Origin of the sequence: Pseudomonas sp. GM49, from assembly GCF_000282355.1 — a bacterium.
In the GTDB taxonomy this organism is placed as follows: Bacteria; Pseudomonadota; Gammaproteobacteria; order Pseudomonadales; family Pseudomonadaceae; genus Aquipseudomonas.
The window spans coordinates 1-21202 of record NZ_AKJL01000283.1 but is presented as its reverse complement, the minus strand read 5'-3'; the positions used below and the strand labels follow the sequence as shown (position 1 = coordinate 21202).

The window sequence follows — 21202 nt, the reverse complement described above, 5'->3', positions numbered from 1 at the left end:
TCTGTGTTCTCTTGTTTATTGTTGTGTTTGCATGTCGCAAGCGGTCAGGGTTTCACTTGAGCGCGGCGAACCTGCTGTTGAAGTACATCAAGGCGCCGTCCTGTTCCTGCAGCCCCCGGACGCCAACCACTTCACCGATGAACATGTCGTGGGTGCTGGCCGGTATCACTTGCTCCAACCGGCACTCGAAACTCACCAGTGCGTCTTCGAGCAACGGCACGCCGGTAACCCCCGACTCCCAGCATCCTTCGGCAAAACGCGCCTCGCCGCTGACCCCCTCGACCATCCCGGCAAAGCGCTTGGCAATGAACTCCTGGTCATGGGCAAGTACATTGATGCTGAACGCACCGGACCGTTGAATCACTTCATGGGCGCGAACATTGCGGTTCACGCAAATCAGCAGGCGCGGCGGGTCGGCGGTGATCGAGCACACTGCCGTGGCAGTCAGCCCGGCTCTTTCGCTGTCACTGCCGCTGGCGATCACGACACAGGCACCGGCCAGATGGCGCATGCCTTTACAGAAGTCAGCGGTAGCGACCGGCGGCGCAATCACGCCCGGCATACCGTTCGATTGAATGGCGTTTAACATCTGGAAAACCTCGCTATGGCGCAGGCACGGGTGGCCTTCAATGCTGTTCACTGCACGGTCAGGCCGGCAGTCCGTTGCTGATCAGAGAACGATGTTGCGCTTGTGACCCCAGTCGCTCATTTTGCTGAACGCCTTGACTTCCCAATGCTGATCGTCGATGACCACGCCGCCCCAACCCATTTCGAAGTTGAAACCCGAAGGGGTCTGGGCATAGAAAGAAAAGGTCTTGTCGTTCGGGTGATGACCCAATTCGAGAATGATCGGGATACCCGCCTTGACGCAGCGGTCGTAGGCCATGCCAACATCGTCCATGCTCTGGACTTGCACCATGAAGTGGTTGAGCACCTTCGGCGCGGGGGCCTGAGCGGTAGCGATAGAGTGGTGGCGGCCAGTGGCGGCGTGAAAGAAGGTGGCATCGACCACCATGCCCGGCTGCACTTCCTCGCGGATGTAGTCGCTGACTCGCAGCTTCAGCACGTCGGTATAGAACTTCACGGTTTGTGGGCCGTTCTTGGCAAACGGCAGGATGTGACCAATGCCCAGTTCGCCAGTGACGAATCCGCCCTTGAGCACAGTTGAATGGAACACATCGTTCAGGCCCGCTTCGGCATGGCCAAAGAAAAACTCGTGGGTAAAACCGTTCGGGTCCTGGCAGCTGTAGGCCTTTTCAACCCGGCGACGCTGCAACAGCTCCCTGGACAGTTGCTCAACCTGGACGCCTTTGTCGCGCAGCTCGGCAACATAGCTTTCCAGCTCCTGCTCCGAGCGCAGCTGCCAGCCAGCCACCAGAATGTCGTCAATCGGATTCTTCTCCAGGAAGAACCGCTGGGCGTATTCATCCATGCGCAAGGTCAGACCCTGCTCATCGCGGCTGGCGACTTGCATGCCGATAATGTCCGTGGCCAGCCACTGCCATTTATCGAGGTCGCTTACACCAAATCCCGCATAGGCCAACGAGTGAATTTCTGCCACTTGCCTGTACCTCTTGTTGTTTTTGTCTTGCTGCTCTACGGGGTGTACCCGTTGATGAGCAGTGCTGACAGGACAAGAGCAAGCGCTGTGCCAGACGTTGAAACTCACTCAAACCAAATAAATACTCCTTTATATTCAAAGCGTTATTGATGGCATTGCGAATTTTAGACACCCCAAGTGCTCTGCGAGCGAACCTCCCGCGACATACGAAAATTCAGAATGTTATGAATTTCATGTAAGGATTTTCGTGATTCGCCGTTGCGCAAAGAAAAACCTTGCGAGAACCCCAGTAAGCGATACCGTAGCAACCACCTCAAGCATCAGCGCCGGCGGCCATTGGCGACCGCCCGGCATCGATTTTGCCTTCAATAAATAAAAAACATGGGCTCATCAGATGACTACTTCCCCGATCGATGACACCGAGCGCCCCCGCCAATCACGCAGCCGACAGGGCATCAACATCATCACTGACCTGCGTTTTCCGGACATGCAGGACTTGGTCGATCGACTCTATTTCAACCCCAAGGAAGGTCTGATCTGGCTGGGCGATAAACGCATGATGCTCATGCACGTCGAAGCCTTTGGCGCATTGCGTCAGGAACTGCTGGAAAGCAACGGCGTGGAATTCACCCGCGGTTTGTTGACCCGGGTCGGTTACCTGACGGGTCAGCGTGATGCTGATCTGGCGATCCAGGCCCGTGGCACTGGCAATGAACTGGATATCTGCGCCGCAGGCGGCCAGTTGCACGCCCTGTCGGGTATCGTCGAAGTCGAACCGGTGTGCATCGAGTTCGATCAGGCCAAGGGCTTCAAGTACGGTGAGTTCACCTGGAAACGTTCGGTCGAGAGTGATGTACATATCACCGCCAACGGCGTCAGCACTGACCCCATTTGCTGGATGGAAGTTGGCTACAGCTCAGGTTTCATGAGCCGCCTGATGGGGCGCCACTTGCTGGCCCGGGAAATGGAGTGTCAAGGCTGCGGACATAACCGCTGCAGGGTCATCGTCAAGCCGGTCGAGGACTGGGACAACACTGATGACGATCTCAAGTATTTTCAGCCACGGGTCACCGATCATCGCCGAGCGCAGCCGACAAAACCGGTCAAGGCCACCACCCTGCCCACACCTTCGCCCTTCGGCCTGGAGGACAGCCGGACCGCGCAAACCGATTTCGACCGCCCGGTGGGCAGCTCCGCCGCCTACCACATCGCCATGCACAAGATCTTGCGGGTGGCGGGCACCAACGCGACGGTACTGTTGCTGGGTGAGAGTGGCGTGGGTAAAACCATGTTCGCCCACGAACTGCACAGTAACAGCCTGCGCGCCAACACGCCGTTCGTTGAAATCAACTGCGCAGCGATCCCCGAGCAGTTGATCGAGTCAGAGTTGTTCGGTGTGCAACGTGGCGCCTATTCGGGGGCGACCGATCCGCGTCCCGGGCGCTTTGAAATTGCCGATGGCGGTACGATTTTCCTCGATGAAGTCGCCACCTTGAGCATGACCGCCCAAGGCAAACTGCTGCGCGTACTGCAGAGCGGCCACCTGGAGCGTCTGGGCAGTAACAAAACGATCAAGGTCGATGTACGGGTGATCGCGGCCACCAACGAAGACCTGGCCAGCGCGGTCAAGGCCGGGCGCTTTCGCAGCGACCTGTTCTATCGTTTGAATGTGTTCCCGATCACCATCGCCCCGCTGCGCGAGCGCAAGGACGACCTGCCGCTGCTCCTCGACAGCGTCATGCGCCGGCTGAGCACCCGGCATGGCCGGCAACTGGCCGGTGTGACACCGCGCGCCCTGCAAGTGATTCTGGATTATCACTGGCCGGGCAATATTCGTGAATTCGAGAACGTGATCGAGCGTGCAATCATCCTCGCCGATGACGGCGACTTGCTGGATATACGCCATCTTTCGGGGCTCGACGCCCTGGGCGGGCAACTCGAACGCATCGGCACGGTGAGTTGGGATACCGGTCCGGCCATCGGCATTCGCATGCCTGAGGCTCCTCCTAGCGTGGGAGCGGCTCAGCAGGGTAATGCCAGTCACGATCAGTTGCTGGCCTTGGTAAAACGCACGCTACAGCGAGGACCGGTGCGCCTGAGCGAGATTGAAGAGGTGTACATTGAGGTGGCCATGCAGATGAGTGAAAAAAACATCTCCCGTGCCGCTGTCTTGCTGGGACTGAGCCGGGCGCAACTGGACTATCGGCTGAAGAAGATGTCGCTGGACGACTCCAGCGTTTCCCCATGAATGACCAACACCGGGTTAAGACCCGGTGCTGGCTATTACACTCAACGAAACGCCCCGGCCGTGGCCAGGGTGTGATCAACCGGCGACCTCAGTTGAACGCGTTGGCGGAGTCAATGCTGGTGCAGAAGCGTGCGATGCTGGCCATGGAGTTTTCATGTTCCTGCGCTGTTGGCGAAGCACAGCAATCTTCCAGCACCACCACATCAAAGTCACGATCATGAGCATCGCGCACCGTGGCCTGAACCACGGCCTGGGTACTTACGCCGCTGCAGTAAATGCGCTCGATGCCTTGACCGCGTAACAGCACTTCAAGGCGGGTGGCGTAGAACGGCGAGACCCGGTGTTTGACGATGTCCCATTCGTCAGCCAATGGCGCCAGGTCATTGTGCACCGCGCCACCCCAGGCATCCTTTTTCAGAATGCCGTTCCTGGCGATCGCGCCGAATACCTGCGAGTTGGGGTTGGCTTCGCGATGGTCATCGGAAAACGCCACCCGCACATAGGCCACGGCAATGCCTTTTGCTCGCGCCTTGGCAATCGCCGCCGCCGTGCGGGCTATTACTTCGCGGCTGCGTACCTGCTCGCCAAGTGGGCCTTTACCACTGGCACCTTCGGGGTGAACCAGATCGTTTTGCATGTCCAACACCAAATAAATACTTTTCATTGTGTGTTTCCCTTGGCTTGAATCAGTCGCACCACAGTGCACCGTTGATGTCGAGGATTTCCCCGCTGATAAATCCGGCCTTGTCCGATAGCATGAAACTGACGGCCGCCGCCACTTCGTCCGCGCGGCCCATGCGTCCCAGGGGGATCAGGGCCCGCAAATTCTCGGGAAAGGCAGTGGTCATTTCGGTAGCGATCGGTCCCGGCGCCACCGCATTGACCCGCACACCGGCACTTGCCAGCTCCTTGGCCAGGAACAGAGTCATGCTGTGTACCGCCGCTTTCGACATGCCGTAGGCGACGCCGCCGGCCCGCGTCTGTTCGTTGGCATCCAGCCATGGACGGGCGTTGCCACCGTTTTTGCCGACCACCGAACCGATGTTGACGATGTTGCCCTGCTTGCGCTCGGCCATGAGTTGGCCGATCAATTGACAAGGAATCAACGTGCCCTGCACGTTGACCCGCATCACCCGTTCAAACTCGCTGACTTTGAGTTCCAGCGCACTGCCGGTGGACAAGACTCCCGCGACATTGACCAGCGCGGTGATAGGGCCCATATGATCCTCGATGTCTTCGACCACATCGCGCACAGCGATGCGTGAGGCCACGTCGCAGGAGTAGAAGCGCATGTTCGGGCCGAGCACCCGCGGCTCAGCCAGGTCCAGCGCCGCTACCTGCCAGCCTTCACTGGTCAGCAGTTTGCACACGGCGCTGCCAATGGCGCCGCCGGCGCCGGTCACTACCGCGACGTTCATTGCACCCCCCGCTGCTGCGCTGCGGCCTGACCGGCCAGACGGCCGAACACCAGACCCTTGAGCACGGAAGTGCCGCCCGCGTAGTTGCCAAAGTACAAGCCCACGGTTTCACCGGCGGCGTACAGGTTGCCGATCGGCTGACCCTCTGCGTTGATCACCTGCGCTCGCTCATCGACCTTGAGGCCACCGAAGGTGAAGACGTTGGCAGAGATGATCGGGTAGGCGAAATACGGTCCCGCATCCAATGGCAGGGCCCAGTTGCTTTTGGGTGGTTCAAGGCCGACCGTGGCCACGCCATCGAGCTGCAAAGGTTGGTAATCGCCGGGACGGCAGGCAGCGTTGTAGCGGCTAACCGTGTCTTGCAAAGTGTTCGCGCAGATACCCAATTTATCGGCCAACTCGACCAGGCTTGCGCCTTCTATCGCGGCCTGATCGGTGCGGATCGCAAGACGGTAATTGGGTACGTCCTTGACCTTCTGATCGAGAATCACCCAGGCAATGCCTTCATCCTGTTGGTAAATCTGCCGCGTCACGCGCTCGTACCAGGCATCGACCGTTCCCGGTGCTTCGTCAGTGAAGCGTCGCCCCTGCTTGTTGACCAGCACGCCGTAAGGGAAGACAAAAATCGACGGCTCGGAAATGCCCGAGCGCGGGTCCACCGGCTCGGCGTGATAACTGCCATATTCACCGCTAGGCGCCGCGCCCATGTCCAGCGCCATCTGGATGCCTTCGCCGCGGTTGTAATAGGCACCCTTGCACACCGGGCGCAGGTACACCGATCGCGGTCCCAGGTAGCGCCCCAGCATTTCGGTGTTTCCTTCAAAACCACCACTGGCCAATACCACCGCACCGTGAAAGACCAGATCGCCATACTGACGTGACAGCGCCCGGATGCCGGTGACCGTGGCGAAGCCTTCGGTCAACAACTGACGCCCGGAGGTTTCGTAGAAAAACTCCGCACCCAGGGCCTCAGCCTTTGCCGCCAGGGCTTCGACAATGGCTTCACCACCGCCTACCGGCAACAGACGCGGTTGGGTGCTGGTCAAAAACTGAGTGGGCAGAAAGTCAAATTTCACGCCGTTGCCCTTCAACCACTCGATGGTGCCGGGTACTTGTTCGGCAAAGGTACTGATCACCGATGCATCGACCGAACCCAGCGCACGAGTTTGCGCCGACCAGTCGGCACGATCGGCTAGGGTTTCAGCGACGAAATCAGGGTCTTGGTAATACCCGGAATGCTCGGCCAGGAATGTGTCGAAATCATCGGTCACCTGTGAATGGCTTTTCATCCGCAGATAAGCCTCGGTAAAGCGACTCTGCCCGCCGCGCTCTTCACGGCAGGCCCGTTCCAGAACCGCCACGCGCAAGCCACGTTCGGCCCCCGCCACCGCTGCCGACAAACCGGCGACTCCGCAGCCCAGCACAATCAGATCGAAATTCAACTCAGCCATAGGTAGTTCCTCACTTGGTGGCTGGTACTATAGAAATCGCTGCCCCAGGGTTCGAGCGTGACGCGGCTAATGGGCTATTAGAAAAAGGTGAAAACCGATGGACAGACTCTGGGCAATGCAGGTGTTCGTGCGTGTAGTGGAATGCGGCAGTTTCAGCCGCGCCGCCGAGTCGCTGGATATCGCCAATGCCACTGTGACCTCCAGTGTGCGCAACCTGGAGAACTACCTGGGGGTGACTTTGTTGTCGCGCAACACCCGCTCGTTGCGCCTGACCGATGACGGCGAAGGTTACTTCGAGCAGTGCAATCAGGTGCTGCAGCAAATTGCTGACATGGAGGCCCAGGTCAGGCAAAAGAAAGGCGAGATCAGCGGGCAGTTGTGCATCGAGTCACCGGCTGCCTTCGCTCGCGCCCTGCTGTGCCCGGCGTTACCGGCCTTTACCGCGCAACATCCCGGATTGTCCGTGGCGCTGCGCCAGACCGACCATGCCGAAGACCTGATCGCGACGGGCACCGACGTGGCCATTCGCATTGACTCGGTCAATGACGCCGACCTCGTCGCCCGACCGCTTTATCAGGCGCACTACGTGGCCTGCGCCGCACCCGGTCTGCTCAAGCGCATCGGCACGCCACACCAACCGCAGGCGCTGTTGCCGCAGCATTGCCTGGGCATTTTTGGCGCTGGTCGCTATACCGTGTCGGACTGGACGTTTGCCTGCGAGGGCGAACATCACCAACTGACCCCGCGGGGCGAACTGCACTTCAACAGCACCGACGCATTGATCCAGGCCGCCCTGGCCGAGCAAGGCGTCATTTACGTACTGGACGTATTCGTCAACGGGCTGATCCGCAGCGGAGAGCTGGTGGAATTGTTCCCCGACTGGAGCACCGGCAGCCGCAACTTCTACACCGTGACCCCCAAGGCACGCTTTGTTGCGCCGCGTACCCGGGCCTTTATCGAATTCATTCTGGCCACCCTGGACGCTCAGCGCCGCCCCCCCTCAGACGCCAGCATCGCAGTTCGGCAAGGGCGCCGCGGGCTGAACTGACGTACAGATGACGGCGATAAAAAAATGCCAGCCCACTGGGTGGCTGGCATTTTTTGTTCAACGCTTGCAGCTGACTCTATTCGGGCAACTGACGCAGGCCATCAAGCAACGCCGGCAGTAAGGTTTCCCAAGGGGCAACGATACCCAGGCTGGCGACCTTGAAAATGTCCGCCTCGGGATCCTGGTTAATGGCCACGATGCAGCTGTCGAGGCTGACCCCGGCCAGATGCTGCAACGTGCCGGAGATACCCACCGCCAGATAGATCTGCGGGCTGACAAACTTGCCTGACACGCCGACCTGCCGCAGCACTGGCACCATACCCGCATCCACGGCCGGCAAACTGCCGCCCAAGGTTCCACCGAGGTTCAACGCCAACTCCTCAAGCAAGGCAAAGCCTTGTTCATTGACCCCACGTCCACCGGACACCACCAGCTTGGCGCCCTCCAGAGGCGGCAGGCGTTGGCCGCTTTCGCGTTTATCCAGAGTCAACGCCTTGGGCAAGCTGCCATGCAGTTCGAGATTGAAAATATCAGCCGAGGCCTCGGCCTTAAGCTGCGGCCGGCCGGCGCGTAGACAAGCAAATGCCGGTCGGTTGTCAACTCGCAAAGCAAGGCGCATGCGCCCGCCCCAGGCCGCGCGCTCGGCCAGCACTGCGTCATCCGCAAGCTGCAGTGCGACACAACGACCCAACGCTTGCCCATCCAGATAGTCGGCCAACAATGCCGCCAGTTCCTCACCCTGAGGACCGGGCGGCAGCAACACCAGTGGTACTTCACTGCCCAGACGGGGAATCGCCCGCAGCGCTTCGGCGACCGCAGCCACCAAAACCTGCGGCTCGTCGCATTCGCCCAATGCTTCGTGCACGGCCTGATAAACCAATTGCGCCCCGGCCCTCGTCGCCAGTTGCGCGTGCGCGGCGCTCGGCTGGCTACTGACCAGCACAACCGCAAAAGCCTCCCCGGCACTGACCTGCTGCGCCGCACCGAGTGCCGCTTCCAGTGCCTGGGCACCCCAGGCTTGAGGAATGACCGCCAGCAGTCTGCTCATGAGTTGACCCCTTGCTCTTTTAGCCAACCGACCAGCGCCTTGGCCTGCTCCGCAACGTCGCCGCTCAGTAGCCGGCACTGCCCGCCTCGCGCAATAACCGGTGCGATCTCCAGCTGCGACAACGTCAGTCCGACGCGCGCCGGCGTCGATGCCGTGACCCGGGTGAAGGTCAGTCGCTTGGCGTGCATGACATTTTTCATCAGCGGATGCCGCAGCTTGTTGCGTCGATCATTGGTCACACTCGCCAACATCGGCTGATCGACCCGTAACCACTCTTCGCAGGTACCACGCTCGCGCATCAGCCACAACTGTTCGTCTTGCCATTGGCCATATTGGGCCATTGCCAGTTGTGGTCGGCCCAGTCGACGCGCCAGCAAAACGGCGATACTGCCTTCGTCCAGATCGCCCAGCTCTCGTCCCAGCAAAATCAATTCATGCCCAGGGTAATCGCGCTTGATCAGCCCGGCGATCTGCACCGCTGTCTGGCGCCCATCCCATAGCTGGCACGGTTGAAGCTGCAGGCAGCGCAATGAATCGGGGCAAAACGCCGCGACACTGCGCAACAGGTTTTCACTGTTGCAGCCGTCGAGCAGCAACACATCGATCTGTGTTTCAGGTCGAGCATCGCGCAATTTGAGCGCCACCTCCAACGCAGCCTCGTCGAACGGGCTGAGCAGGCGTCGGGGTGTACCCTGCTCCTGGATCAACGATTCGCTACTCAAACTGATGGGATGCAACGGGTAGCGGATATCTGCCACACCTGCGAGCAGGATCAGAATTTTCATGCTCAGCCCTCACTCGCATTGCCCAGGCTGGCACCGGCCAGGCGCCCGAACACCGCCGCCTTGCCCAGGGCCGAACCGGTCATGTAGGCAGCGCCGTGGAAGCCGCCGATCATCTCGCCCGCCGCCAGCAACCCGGTGATGGGTTCGCCGAACACATCGAGCACGTGCAAATCCATGTCGACGATCACGCCGCAGTAGGTGCCGAAAACCGCCGCCGTTGAGGGGTAGGCATAAAAGGGTGGACGCTCGATGGTGCGCAGATGACCGTGATGATGCACCAGGTGTTGACGACCGAACGCGGGGGTTTGCCCCTGGCGCACGGCATCGTTATAGGCACTGACTTCGGCGAGTAACACGTCCTCGGGCACTTCGATCAGACGCGCCAGTTGTTGCAACGTCTGCGCCTCAACGAACAGCCCCTCCTCCAGGCGCCGAGTGAAGTCGAGGATTCGCACCTGATTGTCACCGCTGAGCATGATGTCCTGATCCAGGATCTGATAGCCCACACCGTAGCTCTGTTGCATTACTGCATCGCCGAGCAACTTGTAGGACTGTGACTCGTCGACAAATCGCCGACCTTCCTGGTTCACCGCGATGGCGCCCTTGTAGACCGCCAGGCAAGCGTGGTGATTATGCTCGTCCATGGGGTGTTTACCGAACGTGCCCTTGATGTACGGCAGGTCGCGCACATCCGCACCCAAGGCCCAGGCCATGCGCAGGCCGTCGCCTTCATTGCCTTCGCCACCGATAAACACCGCATTGTCGTACTGCGGGACAAAGCTGTGAATCAACGCCCGGTCCTGGACAAACCCGCCGCTGGCCAGCAGCACCGCTCTACGAGCCAGGACCTGGACCGTTTCCCCGTTTCGCTCGACGCTCGCCCCCAACACACGGCCACCGTCCTCACGCAACAGACGGCGGGCACGGCTGTGCAACCAGACCTCGACCTGTTGTGTTGCCAGCGCCGCCTGTTGCAGTTGGCGCACCATGTCGGCCGGGTCCACGTTGTGCACCCGTGGCACCGACTGCCCGGAGGCGGCCTCGATGACATCGGTAAAAACCACGCCGTTGTCCTTGAGCCACTGGTAGGTCTGCAGTTGGTGATCGGTGTACAACTTGACCAGTGCCTCGTCGCATTCGCCCTTGCCCACATCGACGAGGTCGTCGAACAGCAATTGCGACGAATCTTCGATACCGTGCGCACGCTGCAGGTCGGTGCCGGCGAACGCCAGGCATCCGCCGCTCATGGCCGATGACCCGCCGGTTTGCGCAGTCTTCTCCAGCACTATCACCTGCAAGCCCGCTTGGGCAGCTGCCAGGGCCGCGCTGAAACCCGCCAGCCCGCCGCCGATCACCAGCAGATCACATTCATAACGATTCATGCCTGATCTCCTGCTTGAATGAACGAGCCCAAACCATAGAAGTCGAAGATTTCCCGAACCCGCTCGGGCTCTGGTTGGGCTGAAAAATAGCCACGATTGCAAGTGCGTGTACCGTTGGCGCGCCGCAAGTCCACCATGCTTTCCGCCTGTTTGACCCAGGCGCCGAGCGAGTCGAGCACTGGCACACCGTCCACCTCGTTAATGCCGTGGGTTGCCAGCAGTACGCTCAGCGGGGCTTCGCCGGGAATGATCACTTCAGCGCCTTTGGCGATCAGGCCTCGCGCAGCACTGCGAAAACGTTCGATCAGTTCAGCGGGATCGTTGAAGCCTGCCAACACATCGGCAAAGCGAAAGCCAACATGTCGCACTTCCGTCAACCGCCCGGCGAGGCCATGGCGCGCAGCGTTTTCAGTCACCTGCTCAGCCAACTCGTCAATGAACACCAGAACTCCGAACGTACGCCCGAGCATGCACGCGGTCAGCATCGCCGATTCGCCATAGCCCACCACCGGAATATCCAGCAGGCTGCGCGTTTCCCTGAGGGCAGGCTCTGGCAAGGTGCTGATGGCGTAGACGTCGAAACCCTGATGCTGGGCATTGATGCCCGCCGCCATGAACTGCAGGCCATGCAGATACTGCAGGGCCGAATACTTGATGTCGTCTCCCGGATAGTGGTTGCGGTAGGTACCCGGACGCATCCCATGCATATGGACCACGGTGTCCGGCCGGGCCACCCTGCGAAAATGCGCACGCAAGGCCTCGTCGTAAGCGCCCAGGTCGCTCAGAACAGTGAAACTTTGATGCCAGATACGAATGCTCATGCGAGTCCTCATTCAAGAGCCAGGTACTCAGAGCACCAACCTTGCGGCCAGATCATCAGGCACCATGGCGAATTTCGATGAGGAATTATCGGCAGGGCATCGCAGCGGGGAATAGGCGCTGGCGCCGAAGGGGCTTTTCAGAAAAATTGCAATATCCACGAGTGGCCGAGGCGTCGGCATATGGGTCAGTTCGTCACCTGCCTGGAAGCTAAATCGATCTGTATGCGTCATTAAAAATGCGTATTGCCAAAGAGAGTTTTCCCCGAGGTATGAAAGGATGTAGTGCTATTGAGAGTGTCTTCGTTATCAAGGTCTTCGTAGTTCGAGCGCACTACCGGTTGGCGATTTTTTAGTAGTTGAACAATGCGAGCGCTCAGAAAGATGTCCCCTTGAGGGGACATCTTTCTGAGCGCTCGGGTTTAGAGTGGTTCGAAGACAAGATTTGTCCCCGATAACAATAAACCGGGAGCCGCCGAACCATGCATCAGCCTCAAATAGTACCCCATCAATCTCTGTATTTTCCCTATCAGGTTTATCCTGCTTTCGTACCTTCCCCAAGCATCGTCAATCGCTCGCCCGTTGCGATTGTGGGTGCTGGACCTATTGGCCTGACGCTGGCGCTCGAATTGGCGCGCTACGGTATCAGAAGCACTGTTCTGGCCGCTCAACAGCAAGTCTGTGAAGGTAGCCGCGCAATTGTTTTCACCCGTCGCTCAATGGAGATTTTCCAGCAAGTGGGGGTATCCGAGGCGGTAACCGAGCAAGGTCTGCCGTGGCGCTTCGGCAATTCGTACTACCGCGGCCAGCGGGTTTTTCGCATGGAAGCCCCGGTTGACGAGCACGATCGTTTTGCGCCGATGACCAACTTGCAACAGCAGTACCTCGAGCAACATCTGGTAGAGGCTGCCCAGGCACAGCCGCTGATCGAATTGCGTTGGGGCAATAAAGTCATCGATATCGAGCAGGACACCGACCACGCAAGGTTACAAGTCGATACCCCGGGCGATGCCTATACCCTAAAGGCCGATTGGGTGGTGGCCGCTGATGGCGCCCGCTCCGGATTGCGCTCGATGCTGGGGCTCAAGCTTGAAGGGGCGTCTTATGAAGGACGGTTCGTGATTGCCGACATCCGTATCAAGCTCGAATTGCCGACCGAACGCCTCGCTTTTTTCGATCCTTCCTGGAACCCCGGCAACACCGTATTAATGCACCGAGAGCCCGGGGATATCTGGCGCATCGACTACCAGTTGCCTGCGGACGAAACACCTGAGCAGGCATTGCACCCCGACTCCTTGCGCGAGAGCATCAATGCACAACTGGCGATGCTTAATGTCGAGAACCCTGAATGGGAGCTGGATTGGAGTTCGGTGTATTCGGCCCGGGCGCTAACCTTGAAGCAGTACATCAATGAGCGAGTGATTTTTGCCGGAGACGCGGCGCATTTGTTGCCGATCTTCGGCGTGCGCGGTGCCAATACTGGATTCCAGGATTGCCATGATCTGGGCTGGAAACTGGCACTCCACATCAAAGGCCTTGCCGGTGCCGGACTGCTGGCTTCTTACAGTGACGAACGGGTCAAGGTTGCTCGTGAAATCATTGAAGAGGCAGGCAAGAGCACGCGGTTCATGGCGCCGCCTAGCCGCGGCTATCGACTGTTGCGCGATGCGGTGCTATCGCTGTCGTTGACCCGTGAGTTCGTTCGCCCGCTATATCACTGGCGGACTTCAAGGGCTCACGATTATGCCGATTCACAACTCAACGCAGTGAACGACGATAATCTATTGTTTACCGGCGGGCCGCGCAACGGTGCACCGTTGCTGAATGTACGTCTGGCAGAGCAGCACTATCTCTTCGATGAGTTGGCGCCCGCTTATCATTTGATTTGCTTCACTGACGCGGCGGCACTTGATGTCGAAGTTGTTGCACAAGTCCAGGCTCTGCGCAGCCAGGGACTGCCGATACAAGTGATCGCGATCGCCATGAATGGAGTCCTTCAGGTGCAACACGCCGACCTGACTCTGGCCGATTGCGACAATCTGTTCAGCACGCGTTACGGCGTGCAGCACGCAGGCGCCGCCTATCTGGCACGCCCGGACCAGCATGTCTGCGCGCGCTGGTTGCATTTGGATGGCGAGCATTTGCGCCATGGATTGAACCAGGCCCTTGGCCACAACGGGAGTGACCACCCATGAGCCAGTCAATGAACCTAACAGACCTCGAACGCGCCTATGACCGACTTGCCGAGGCGATTGATCGTACGGGTAACGACAGCGAGTTGTTTCTGGTCAAGCTGGCACTACTGGCGGCCGAGGCACTGAACGATGCCGAGCGCTTCGACGCACTGATCGAATGCGCCGGACAAGACCTGTAAAACTTCGCGCCAGCCAATAATTACAAGAACAGGATCACCCCTATGCCATCCCGTCCTGCTGTGACCCCTGGCGGGGAGGCCGGCGCTCAACCGCCGGTCATTGCCAAAGTTTCGAAACGCCTTCTATGGTTTCTTTTCATCTGCTTCGTTTTTTCATTTCTGGACCGTATCAACATCGGCTTCGCCGGGCTGACGATGATGGACGACCTGGGTTTGAGCAGTACCCAGTTCGGTATGGCAACGACGATTTTTTACCTGGCCTACATCGCCTGCGGCATCCCCAGCAACATGGCCCTGGCGAAACTCGGCGCCCGTCGCTGGATTGGCAGCCTGATGATTGCTTGGGGACTCGCGTCGACAGCTACCCTGTTTGCGCATGACGCGGCCAGCCTGTATTGGTTGCGTGCGTTGGTTGGTATCACCGAGGCAGGATTTCTGCCCGGTGTGCTGTTGTACATGACGTTCTGGTTTCCAGCAGCGTACCGGGCTCGCGCCAATGCGCTGTTCATGATCGCCATGCCGTTTACCGCGGGCTTTGGCTCGGTCTTGTCCGGCGCCATTTTGGGGCTGGATGGCCACTGGGGCCTGGCAGGCTGGCAATGGCTGTTTCTTCTTGAAGGACTACCCAGCGTCGTACTCGGTCTGGCGGTGTACGGTTATCTGGATGATCAGCCGCGCAAGGCACACTGGTTGAGCGACGATGAGAAGCTGCAGTTGGCCGAGTTGATCGAGCGTGACCGTCAGGCACCTTCCCCTCACGCTCACTGGGGACGTGAGTTGCTGTCGCCATCGGTGATTCTGTTCTGTCTGGTGTACTTTTGCCTGGTCAACACCTTGGCGATGATCGCAGTCTGGACGCCGTTGATCGTCAAGAGCTTCAGCACTGGCCAGAGCAATACGCTGATCGGATTGTTGTCGGCAATTCCGCAAATATGCACCATCATTGGCATGATCCTCTGGGGCCGACACTCGGACCTGACCCAGGAGCGGCGTTGGCACCTGGCGCTTCCAATGCTGCTGGCTGCAACAGGCTGGTGTTGCACGGCCCTGTCGAGTGAGCCGATCGTGCAGCTGGCCGGGGTCTGCATGGCGGCGACGGGCTCCTACACGGCCATGTCGATTTTCTGGACCCTGCCGGATCGCTCATTGAGTTTTCAAGCCAGGGCGGTGGGCATCGCGGTGATCAATGCAGTGGGTAATCTGGGGTCTGCCCTTAACCCCTTAGTGGTCGGCTGGCTGAAAGACCTTACCCATACCTATACCGCCGGTTGTCTGTACGCTGCGCTGCTGTTACTGGTGGCTGCAATGCTGGTACGCACACTACCCCACGAACGCCAACCTTCATCACGTGAACTCATCCCTGAATGAACCACTGGCTGCTTACCAACGTTTACCATCAGAGCCCATTGACGACGGGGGAAATTGCTCATCTATTGGCTCGGGTAGGCGAGGACTGCCGAACCTGGTTGGCGGCAGAGTTACTGACCCTGGTACGGGGTGAAATGCCGCTGGCTCAATGTACAATTTTCGCTTATCCGCAAGGCCAGGAGCCGCAGGTGTTGTCGTGTTCCGATCAGGCAAGACTCGTGCAGATATCGCGTATCTCTCGGGACTACGTCGAGCGTTTTCACAGCCTGGACGGCAACCGCCAAGCGATGCTCGACCATCGGTCAAAATACGGCGGCGCGCGAATCCTGGCTCAACTTCAATCAGTTGAAGACATCACCCATCGTGACTATCGGCGGGTCTGCTACGAGCAACCACAAATATCTCAGCGCATGGCCTTGCTCAATCATCAGGAAGAGGGCGGGGCCTGGCTGTCGATCAACTTCTATCGAGGTCGTGAGCACGGCAATTTCAATCAGCACGAAATTGAATTTATCGAGTCCGTTGCGCCGTTACTGATTCAAGTCACGCGTTTGCACTATCGCGCTTTTATCGAAGCCAATCAGATGCCGTCCTTGTTAAGTCAACGCGTCGAGTTGCTCTATCCTGAACTGACTCGTCGGGACCGTGAACTGCTCAGGCATTTGCTCAGTGGCCTGGGGGCGGAAGACATTGCGCCCCTGATGGGCATCCAGCGCTCAAGCGCCGCTACCTACATCAAGCGACTTTATCGAAAGGTGGGAGTCAGCGGACATCGAGAATTGCTGGGGCTGGTAGTGAGAGGTCGTTGGTCCTGAACAGGCGTTGAATACTGAGCATTGGCGAAAAACCGCGAGTCTGAGCATCTTTCATTCACCGCTAGCCATGGGTGGCTATTCCGACTTCGTAACTTGCGTGGCAAACGTTCAAGTATTTGAACAACAAATTCGCTGGGAGCAGCCACATTGGAATTGAGACAACTGCGCTACTTCGTAAAAATCATCGAGCTTGGCAGCCTGGGGCGTGCGGCACTTGAACTGGACGTTGGTGTGTCAGCCCTCAGTCAGCAAATCTCCAAGCTGGAAAGCGAACTGTGCACCCGCCTCCTGAATCGAACCTCTACCGGCGTGACGCCCACTAGCGCCGGATTTGCGTTTTTACACCATGCCCAGTTGACGCTACGCCAGGCGGAAAACGCAATCATGGCCGCCCATCGCGGGCGAATGAGCGGTTATGTCAGCGTCGGCTTACCACCGACTACCGCGACGGTGCTCGCGTTGCCGTTGATCAACGCAATGCGTGCGCGTTATCCGGATATACAACTGCATTTGATGGAAATGCTTTCTGGCCACCTGGCGGCGCAGCTCAACGCACGGCAAATCGATCTGGCCATCCTATTCCAGCTCGAAGGGGGTAAACGCTGGAGCGTGACTCCGCTACTGGATGAAAAGTTGTTTGTCATTGCCTCGCCCAGCCTGCCTCAAGCGCCTTCTGGTGATAGCGTGCAGTTAGCAGACCTCGGCGGCTTACCGCTGGTGATGCCCAGCGCGCAACATGGATTGCGCTCGGCATTGATGAGCGCGTTCGAGCGGGTCGGGCTAACACCCAATGTCATTATGGAAGTCGACGGTCTCGCTGTTTTGATGAACGCCGTTCGGGCCGGTCATGCGGCAACGATACAACCGGGGGCCGCCGCAGCATTGAAAGACGGGTCCGGACTTTCACTGATCAGGATTGCCGACCCCCATGTGGGCCGGCGTAATCTTCTGGCGACGCTGGCTGACGACGAACTCTCTCCGGCAGCGCTGGCAACGCGGTTGGTCATCGTCGATGTGGCGCGACAGTTGGTCGTCGACAAACAGTGGCCTGGAGCTACGTGGATAGAAGGGGTAGACGCGTAATCCTCCTTCAACCCCGGACACATAAGTCTCTCCTGACGACAAAGCCTTTAGAAAAACTAAACACCCCGCGTCAAAAGCAGCCTTTCGGCCACTCCGTCCCCACCCTATCGTTCTCCCCACTCGCAAGGAGCACTTCGTTCCCGCTTCCTTGCAAATCGAGGAGCGATAATGATCGATGTCTTAATCATAGGGGGTGGCAACGCTGCCTTGTGCGCCGCTCTGATGGCGCGAGAAGCGGGCGCCAGCGTGATGCTGCTGGAAGCCTCTCCGAAAATCTGGCGCGGTGGCAACTCCCAACACACCCGTAACCTGCGGTGCATGCACGACGAACCGCAGGACGTGCTGATCGATGCCTATCCGGAAGAAGAATACTGGCAAGACCTGTTGAAGGTTACCGGTGGCCTCACGGATGAAAAGCTTGCACGCATTGCCATTCGGGCATCGTCTTCTTGCCGCGATTGGATGCGTTCGCACGGCGTGCATTTTCAGCCACCGCTGTCCGGCGCGCTGCACGTGGCGCGGACCAATGCTTTTTTTATGGGCGGCGGCAAAGCGCTGGTCAATGCGTATTTCCGCAGCGCCGAGCGCCTGGGTGTAAAAGTTCGATACAACACGCAAGTGACCGACATCGAGTTGGATGAGGGGAAATTCGTCGCCGCCCATGTGGGCGAACATGAGGTAGATGGTCAGCGTTTCGCCGCAGAACGCATTGAAGCCCGGGCCTGCGTGTTGGCGGCCGGCGGCTTCGAATCCAACCGTGAATGGCTGCGCGAAGCCTGGGGTCAGAACGAACGCGGTGAATGGCCATCGGATAATTTCCTGATCCGGGGCACCCGATTCAACACTGGCATTTTGCTGCAGCGCATGCTCGACCTTGGCGCAGATGTGATCGGCGATCCGACGCAAGCCCACATGGTCGCGATTGATGCCCGCGCGCCACTCTACGACGGCGGCATCTGCACCCGAATCGACTGCGTATCGCTGGGTGTGGTGGTCAATCGTGATGGCGAACGCTTCTACGACGAAGGTGAGGATTTCTGGCCAAAACGTTACGCGATCTGGGGGCGTCTGGTGGCCGGACAACCCGGTCAGCAGGCGTATTCGATCATCGATCAACAAGCCATCGGCCGCTTCATGCCACCGGTCTTTCCCGGAACCACCGCCAATACTCTGCAAGACCTTGCCCGCCAGTTGAAGCTGCCTCAAGAAAAATTCGTCAAGACTGTCGAGGACTACAACAGCGCCTGCCGCGTTGGCACGTTCGATCACACGGCGCTGGACGACTGCCACACCCAAGGACTGTTGCCCGCCAAAACCCATTGGGCGCGGCCATTGGTGAAACCACCTTTCTACGCCTACCCGCTTAAACCGGGTGTCACGTTCACCTACCTCGGCCTCGCCACCGACGAAACCGCTGCCGTGCATTTCAACGGCAAAGCGAGCCCCAACCTGTTCGTCGCGGGTGAAATGATGGCCGGCAATGTTCTGGGCAAGGGCTACACCGCCGGCATCGGCATGGCCATCGGTACCGCGTTTGGCCGCATCGCCGGTGTGCAGGCGGCCGCTTCAGTGGGCTTTGGCGTCTCATCTGCAAACTCGGAGTCTCGACATGCAACTGTTTGATCCCCAAGCATCGGGCGGGTTGATCCCCGTGTTGAATCTTGACGAAAGTGAAGTCCAGCGGCAGATGACCATCTGCAATGCCTGCCGTTATTGCGAAGGTTTTTGCGCGGTATTTCCTGCGATGACCCGGCGTTTGGAATTCACTCAGGCCGACATCCATTACCTGGCGAACTTGTGCCATAACTGCGGCGCGTGCCTGCACGCCTGTCAGTACGCCGCCCCACACGAATTCGACGTCAACATACCCAAAGCCATGGCCAAAGTGCGCCTGGATACTTACGCCGAATACGCCTGGCCGCAAGTGATGGGCAGGTTGTATCAGCGCAACGGCCTGACCCTGGCACTGGCTTCAGGTGGGGGACTGGCCTTGTTTTTATGCCTGACCCTGATGCTCATGGGCAACCTGTACACGGCCATTCCCGGGGGCAACTTTTACAAGATTTTCCCGCATAACACCCTGGCGCTGATGTTCGGCTCAGTGTTCGGCTTTGCGGTACTTGCCCTGACCATGGGTGTACGGCGCTTCTGGCGCAACGTTTCACCGGTCGCAGCGCCACTGCCGTTGAAAACGTCCGCTGCATTGGAGGCTACGGCCAGCGTCACGAAGCTCAAATACCTGGACGGCGGCCATGGCGAAGGCTGCAACAACGCTGACGATCAATTCACCTTATGGCGACGCCGATTCCACCACCTCACCTTCTACGGCTTCATGCTGTGCTTCGCCGCCACCGGTGTCGCCACGCTCTTTCACTATCTGCTGAAGTGGTCGGCGCCTTATCCGATCTTCAGCTTGCCGGTGATGTTGGGTATTGCCGGTGGCATCGGCCTGCTGATCGGCCCGGCGGGTCTTCTTTGGCTGAACCTGCGTCGCAACCCTGCGCACGGCGATGAGAACCAAAAACCCATGGATCGCGGCTTCATCGCACTGCTGTTTCTGGTCAGCGCAAGCGGCCTGGCGCTACTGGCTTTGCGTGAAACCAGCGCCTTGGGCTTGATGTTGGCTATCCATCTGGGCCTGGTCATGGCGTTTTTCTTGACCATGCCCTACAGCAAATTCGCCCATGGAATATTCCGCAGCGCAGCGCTGCTCAAACACGCCATCGAGAAGCGTCAACCCAACCCGATCAACGCCGGCAGCGACTGACAATTAAAACACTCATTCCAAAAACAATAGTGAGCATAACCGTAGCCATGAAAACGACAACGGCAACAACCCGAACCAAGGGCTCCAAATTGGGCGCCATTTTGCGGGTCACCAGCGGTAATTTTCTCGAGCAGTTCGACTTCTTTCTGTTCGGGTTCTACGCGACCTACATCTCCCAGACCTTCTTTCCAGCCACCAGCGAGTTCGCGTCGCTGATGATGACCTTCGCGGTTTTCGGCTCCGGATTCCTGATGCGTCCGTTAGGCGCCATTGTGCTTGGGGCGTACATTGACAAGGTGGGCCGTCGCAAGGGGCTGATCGTGACGCTGTCGATCATGGCCGCCGGTACCGTATTGATCGCCCTAGTGCCGGGCTACGCCGCCATCGGCGTGGCGGCACCGATTCTGGTGTTGTTGGGCAGGCTGCTCCAGGGCTTCTCCGCCGGAGCAGAAATGGGCGGTGTTTCCGTGTATCTGGCGGAAATTTCCACCCCCGGTCACACCGGTTTCTACACCAGTTGGCAATCGGCCAGCCAACAGGTGGCGATCGTCGTCGCGGCCGCGTTGGGCTACACGATCAATGCCACGATGCAAGCCGCTGAGATCGCCGATTGGGGCTGGCGTATTCCGTTCTTCATTGGCTGCGTGATCATCCCGTTCATTTTCATTATTCGCCGCTCACTGGAAGAAACCGCTGCCTTCACTGCTCGCAGCCATCGCCCAACCACTCGCGAAGTTTTTCGCTCGATGCGTGATAACTGGCGCACCGTACTGGCGGGCGGCTTGCTGGCGTCCATGACCACCACCACGTTCTACCTGATTACGGTCTACACACCGACGTTTGGCAGGACAGTACTGAACCTGAGCACCACCGACAGCCTGGTGGTCACACTGCTGGTCGGCATTAGCAACTTTATCTGGCTGCCTATCGGCGGCGCCCTTTCCGACCGGATTGGCCGTCGGCCACTGTTGCTGGCGATATCGTTGCTGTGCATCTTCACCGCCTATCCCGCCATGCACTGGCTGGCAGAGGCGGC

The 21202-nt window shown here is 58.9% G+C and carries 19 protein-coding genes; 10 read left to right on the top strand and 9 right to left on the bottom strand.

The annotated features are described in order from the left end of the window. Positions 1–52 precede the first annotated feature (52 nt). On the bottom strand, positions 53–589 hold the full coding sequence (locus PMI29_RS04600) for a flavin reductase family protein (RefSeq protein WP_008002753.1): 537 nt from the start codon (positions 587–589) through the stop codon (positions 53–55). 81 nt (positions 590–670) lie between these two features. Then, positions 671–1561: a VOC family protein gene (locus tag PMI29_RS04605; protein ID WP_008002751.1), complete on the bottom strand. Its 891-nt coding sequence runs from the start codon at positions 1559–1561 to the stop codon at positions 671–673. A gap of 394 nt (positions 1562–1955) precedes the next feature. Here PMI29_RS04605 and PMI29_RS04610 point away from each other — a divergent pair, with 394 nt between their 5' ends. After that, complete coding sequence (locus PMI29_RS04610; RefSeq protein ID WP_008002749.1) at positions 1956–3809, top strand: sigma-54-dependent Fis family transcriptional regulator; 1854 nt, start codon at positions 1956–1958, stop codon at positions 3807–3809. A gap of 88 nt (positions 3810–3897) precedes the next feature. Here the strand turns inward: PMI29_RS04610 and PMI29_RS04615 are convergent, their stop codons facing one another. The 3 genes from PMI29_RS04615 to PMI29_RS04625 are packed head-to-tail and all read right to left on the bottom strand — an operon-like array spanning position 3898 to position 6678. Continuing rightward, positions 3898–4473 carry a cysteine hydrolase family protein gene (locus tag PMI29_RS04615; protein ID WP_008002748.1) on the bottom strand — a complete coding sequence of 192 codons (576 nt, stop codon included), beginning with the start codon at positions 4471–4473 and terminating at the stop codon, positions 3898–3900. A 22-nt stretch (positions 4474–4495) separates the two neighbouring features. Beyond that, positions 4496–5227, bottom strand: coding sequence for an SDR family NAD(P)-dependent oxidoreductase (locus tag PMI29_RS04620; protein ID WP_008002746.1), 732 nt, complete (start codon positions 5225–5227; stop codon positions 4496–4498). Continuing rightward, positions 5224–6678 (bottom strand): FAD-dependent oxidoreductase, encoded by a 1455-nt coding sequence (locus tag PMI29_RS04625; protein ID WP_008002743.1) that lies wholly within the window; start codon positions 6676–6678, stop codon positions 5224–5226. The genes PMI29_RS04620 and PMI29_RS04625 overlap by 4 nt, the downstream gene beginning before the upstream one ends. Positions 6679–6775: 97 nt before the next feature. Between PMI29_RS04625 and PMI29_RS04630 the strand changes: the two genes are divergently transcribed. Next, positions 6776–7726 carry a LysR family transcriptional regulator gene (locus PMI29_RS04630; protein WP_008002741.1) on the top strand — a complete coding sequence of 317 codons (951 nt, stop codon included), beginning with the start codon at positions 6776–6778 and terminating at the stop codon, positions 7724–7726. A 76-nt stretch (positions 7727–7802) separates the two neighbouring features. Here the strand turns inward: PMI29_RS04630 and PMI29_RS04635 are convergent, their stop codons facing one another. Genes PMI29_RS04635 through PMI29_RS04650 form a run of 4 tightly spaced genes read right to left on the bottom strand, consistent with a single transcriptional unit; the run spans position 7803 to position 11762 of the window. Then, on the bottom strand, positions 7803–8774 hold the full coding sequence (locus tag PMI29_RS04635; RefSeq protein ID WP_008002739.1) for an electron transfer flavoprotein subunit alpha/FixB family protein: 972 nt from the start codon (positions 8772–8774) through the stop codon (positions 7803–7805). Then, on the bottom strand, positions 8771–9559 hold the full coding sequence (locus PMI29_RS04640; protein WP_008002737.1) for an electron transfer flavoprotein subunit beta/FixA family protein: 789 nt from the start codon (positions 9557–9559) through the stop codon (positions 8771–8773). The genes PMI29_RS04635 and PMI29_RS04640 overlap by 4 nt, the downstream gene beginning before the upstream one ends. 2 nt (positions 9560–9561) lie before the next feature. Further along, a complete protein-coding gene (locus PMI29_RS04645) occupies positions 9562–10941 on the bottom strand; it encodes an FAD-dependent oxidoreductase (protein ID WP_008002735.1) in 1380 nt (459 codons plus the stop codon). Further along, a complete protein-coding gene (locus PMI29_RS04650; protein ID WP_008002733.1) occupies positions 10938–11762 on the bottom strand; it encodes an aspartate/glutamate racemase family protein in 825 nt (274 codons plus the stop codon). Before PMI29_RS04650 ends, PMI29_RS04645 begins: the two co-directional genes overlap by 4 nt. 479 nt (positions 11763–12241) lie before the next feature. Between PMI29_RS04650 and PMI29_RS04655 the strand changes: the two genes are divergently transcribed. From PMI29_RS04655 to tcuC, 8 genes are all read left to right on the top strand, one after another. Next, positions 12242–13954, top strand: coding sequence for an FAD-dependent monooxygenase (locus PMI29_RS04655; RefSeq protein ID WP_008002731.1), 1713 nt, complete (start codon positions 12242–12244; stop codon positions 13952–13954). Between the two features lie 8 nt (positions 13955–13962). After that, entirely contained in the window at positions 13963–14133 is a 171-nt protein-coding gene (locus PMI29_RS04660) for a DUF2783 domain-containing protein (RefSeq protein WP_238541691.1), read from the top strand. Positions 14134–14175: 42 nt separating this feature from the next. Beyond that, a complete protein-coding gene (locus tag PMI29_RS04665) occupies positions 14176–15501 on the top strand; it encodes an MFS transporter (protein ID WP_008002728.1) in 1326 nt (441 codons plus the stop codon). A gap of 218 nt (positions 15502–15719) precedes the next feature. Then, complete coding sequence (locus PMI29_RS04670) at positions 15720–16316, top strand: helix-turn-helix transcriptional regulator (protein ID WP_238541690.1); 597 nt, start codon at positions 15720–15722, stop codon at positions 16314–16316. A gap of 147 nt (positions 16317–16463) precedes the next feature. After that, positions 16464–17399: a LysR family transcriptional regulator gene (locus PMI29_RS04675; RefSeq protein ID WP_008002723.1), complete on the top strand. Its 936-nt coding sequence runs from the start codon at positions 16464–16466 to the stop codon at positions 17397–17399. Positions 17400–17567: 168 nt separating this feature from the next. Further along, positions 17568–19022, top strand: coding sequence for an FAD-dependent tricarballylate dehydrogenase TcuA (tcuA, locus tag PMI29_RS04680; protein WP_008002721.1), 1455 nt, complete (start codon positions 17568–17570; stop codon positions 19020–19022). Beyond that, positions 19009–20166, top strand: a complete 1158-nt coding sequence (tcuB, locus tag PMI29_RS04685) for a tricarballylate utilization 4Fe-4S protein TcuB (protein ID WP_008002719.1) — start codon at positions 19009–19011, stop codon at positions 20164–20166. The genes tcuA and tcuB overlap by 14 nt, the downstream gene beginning before the upstream one ends. A gap of 47 nt (positions 20167–20213) precedes the next feature. Then, positions 20214–21202, top strand: a 989-nt coding sequence (gene tcuC, locus PMI29_RS04690) for a tricarballylate/proton symporter TcuC (RefSeq protein ID WP_008002717.1), incomplete at its 3' end; no start/stop codon positions are given.

Coding starts and splice junctions, on each gene's coding strand:
- PMI29_RS04635 (WP_008002739.1), bottom strand. CDS start 8,774: ATGAGCAGACTGCTGGCGGTCATTCCTCAAGCCTGGGGTGCCCAGGCA.
- PMI29_RS04645 (WP_008002735.1), bottom strand. CDS start 10,941: ATGAATCGTTATGAATGTGATCTGCTGGTGATCGGCGGCGGGCTGGCG.
- PMI29_RS04600 (WP_008002753.1), bottom strand. CDS start 589: ATGTTAAACGCCATTCAATCGAACGGTATGCCGGGCGTGATTGCGCCG.
- PMI29_RS04630 (WP_008002741.1), top strand. CDS start 6,776: ATGGACAGACTCTGGGCAATGCAGGTGTTCGTGCGTGTAGTGGAATGC.
- tcuA (WP_008002721.1), top strand. CDS start 17,568: ATGATCGATGTCTTAATCATAGGGGGTGGCAACGCTGCCTTGTGCGCC.
- PMI29_RS04615 (WP_008002748.1), bottom strand. CDS start 4,473: ATGAAAAGTATTTATTTGGTGTTGGACATGCAAAACGATCTGGTTCAC.
- PMI29_RS04640 (WP_008002737.1), bottom strand. CDS start 9,559: ATGAAAATTCTGATCCTGCTCGCAGGTGTGGCAGATATCCGCTACCCG.
- tcuB (WP_008002719.1), top strand. CDS start 19,009: ATGCAACTGTTTGATCCCCAAGCATCGGGCGGGTTGATCCCCGTGTTG.
- PMI29_RS04660 (WP_238541691.1), top strand. CDS start 13,963: ATGAACCTAACAGACCTCGAACGCGCCTATGACCGACTTGCCGAGGCG.
- PMI29_RS04650 (WP_008002733.1), bottom strand. CDS start 11,762: ATGAGCATTCGTATCTGGCATCAAAGTTTCACTGTTCTGAGCGACCTG.
- PMI29_RS04610 (WP_008002749.1), top strand. CDS start 1,956: ATGACTACTTCCCCGATCGATGACACCGAGCGCCCCCGCCAATCACGC.
- PMI29_RS04625 (WP_008002743.1), bottom strand. CDS start 6,678: ATGGCTGAGTTGAATTTCGATCTGATTGTGCTGGGCTGCGGAGTCGCC.
- PMI29_RS04665 (WP_008002728.1), top strand. CDS start 14,176: ATGCCATCCCGTCCTGCTGTGACCCCTGGCGGGGAGGCCGGCGCTCAA.
- PMI29_RS04655 (WP_008002731.1), top strand. CDS start 12,242: ATGCATCAGCCTCAAATAGTACCCCATCAATCTCTGTATTTTCCCTAT.
- PMI29_RS04620 (WP_008002746.1), bottom strand. CDS start 5,227: ATGAACGTCGCGGTAGTGACCGGCGCCGGCGGCGCCATTGGCAGCGCC.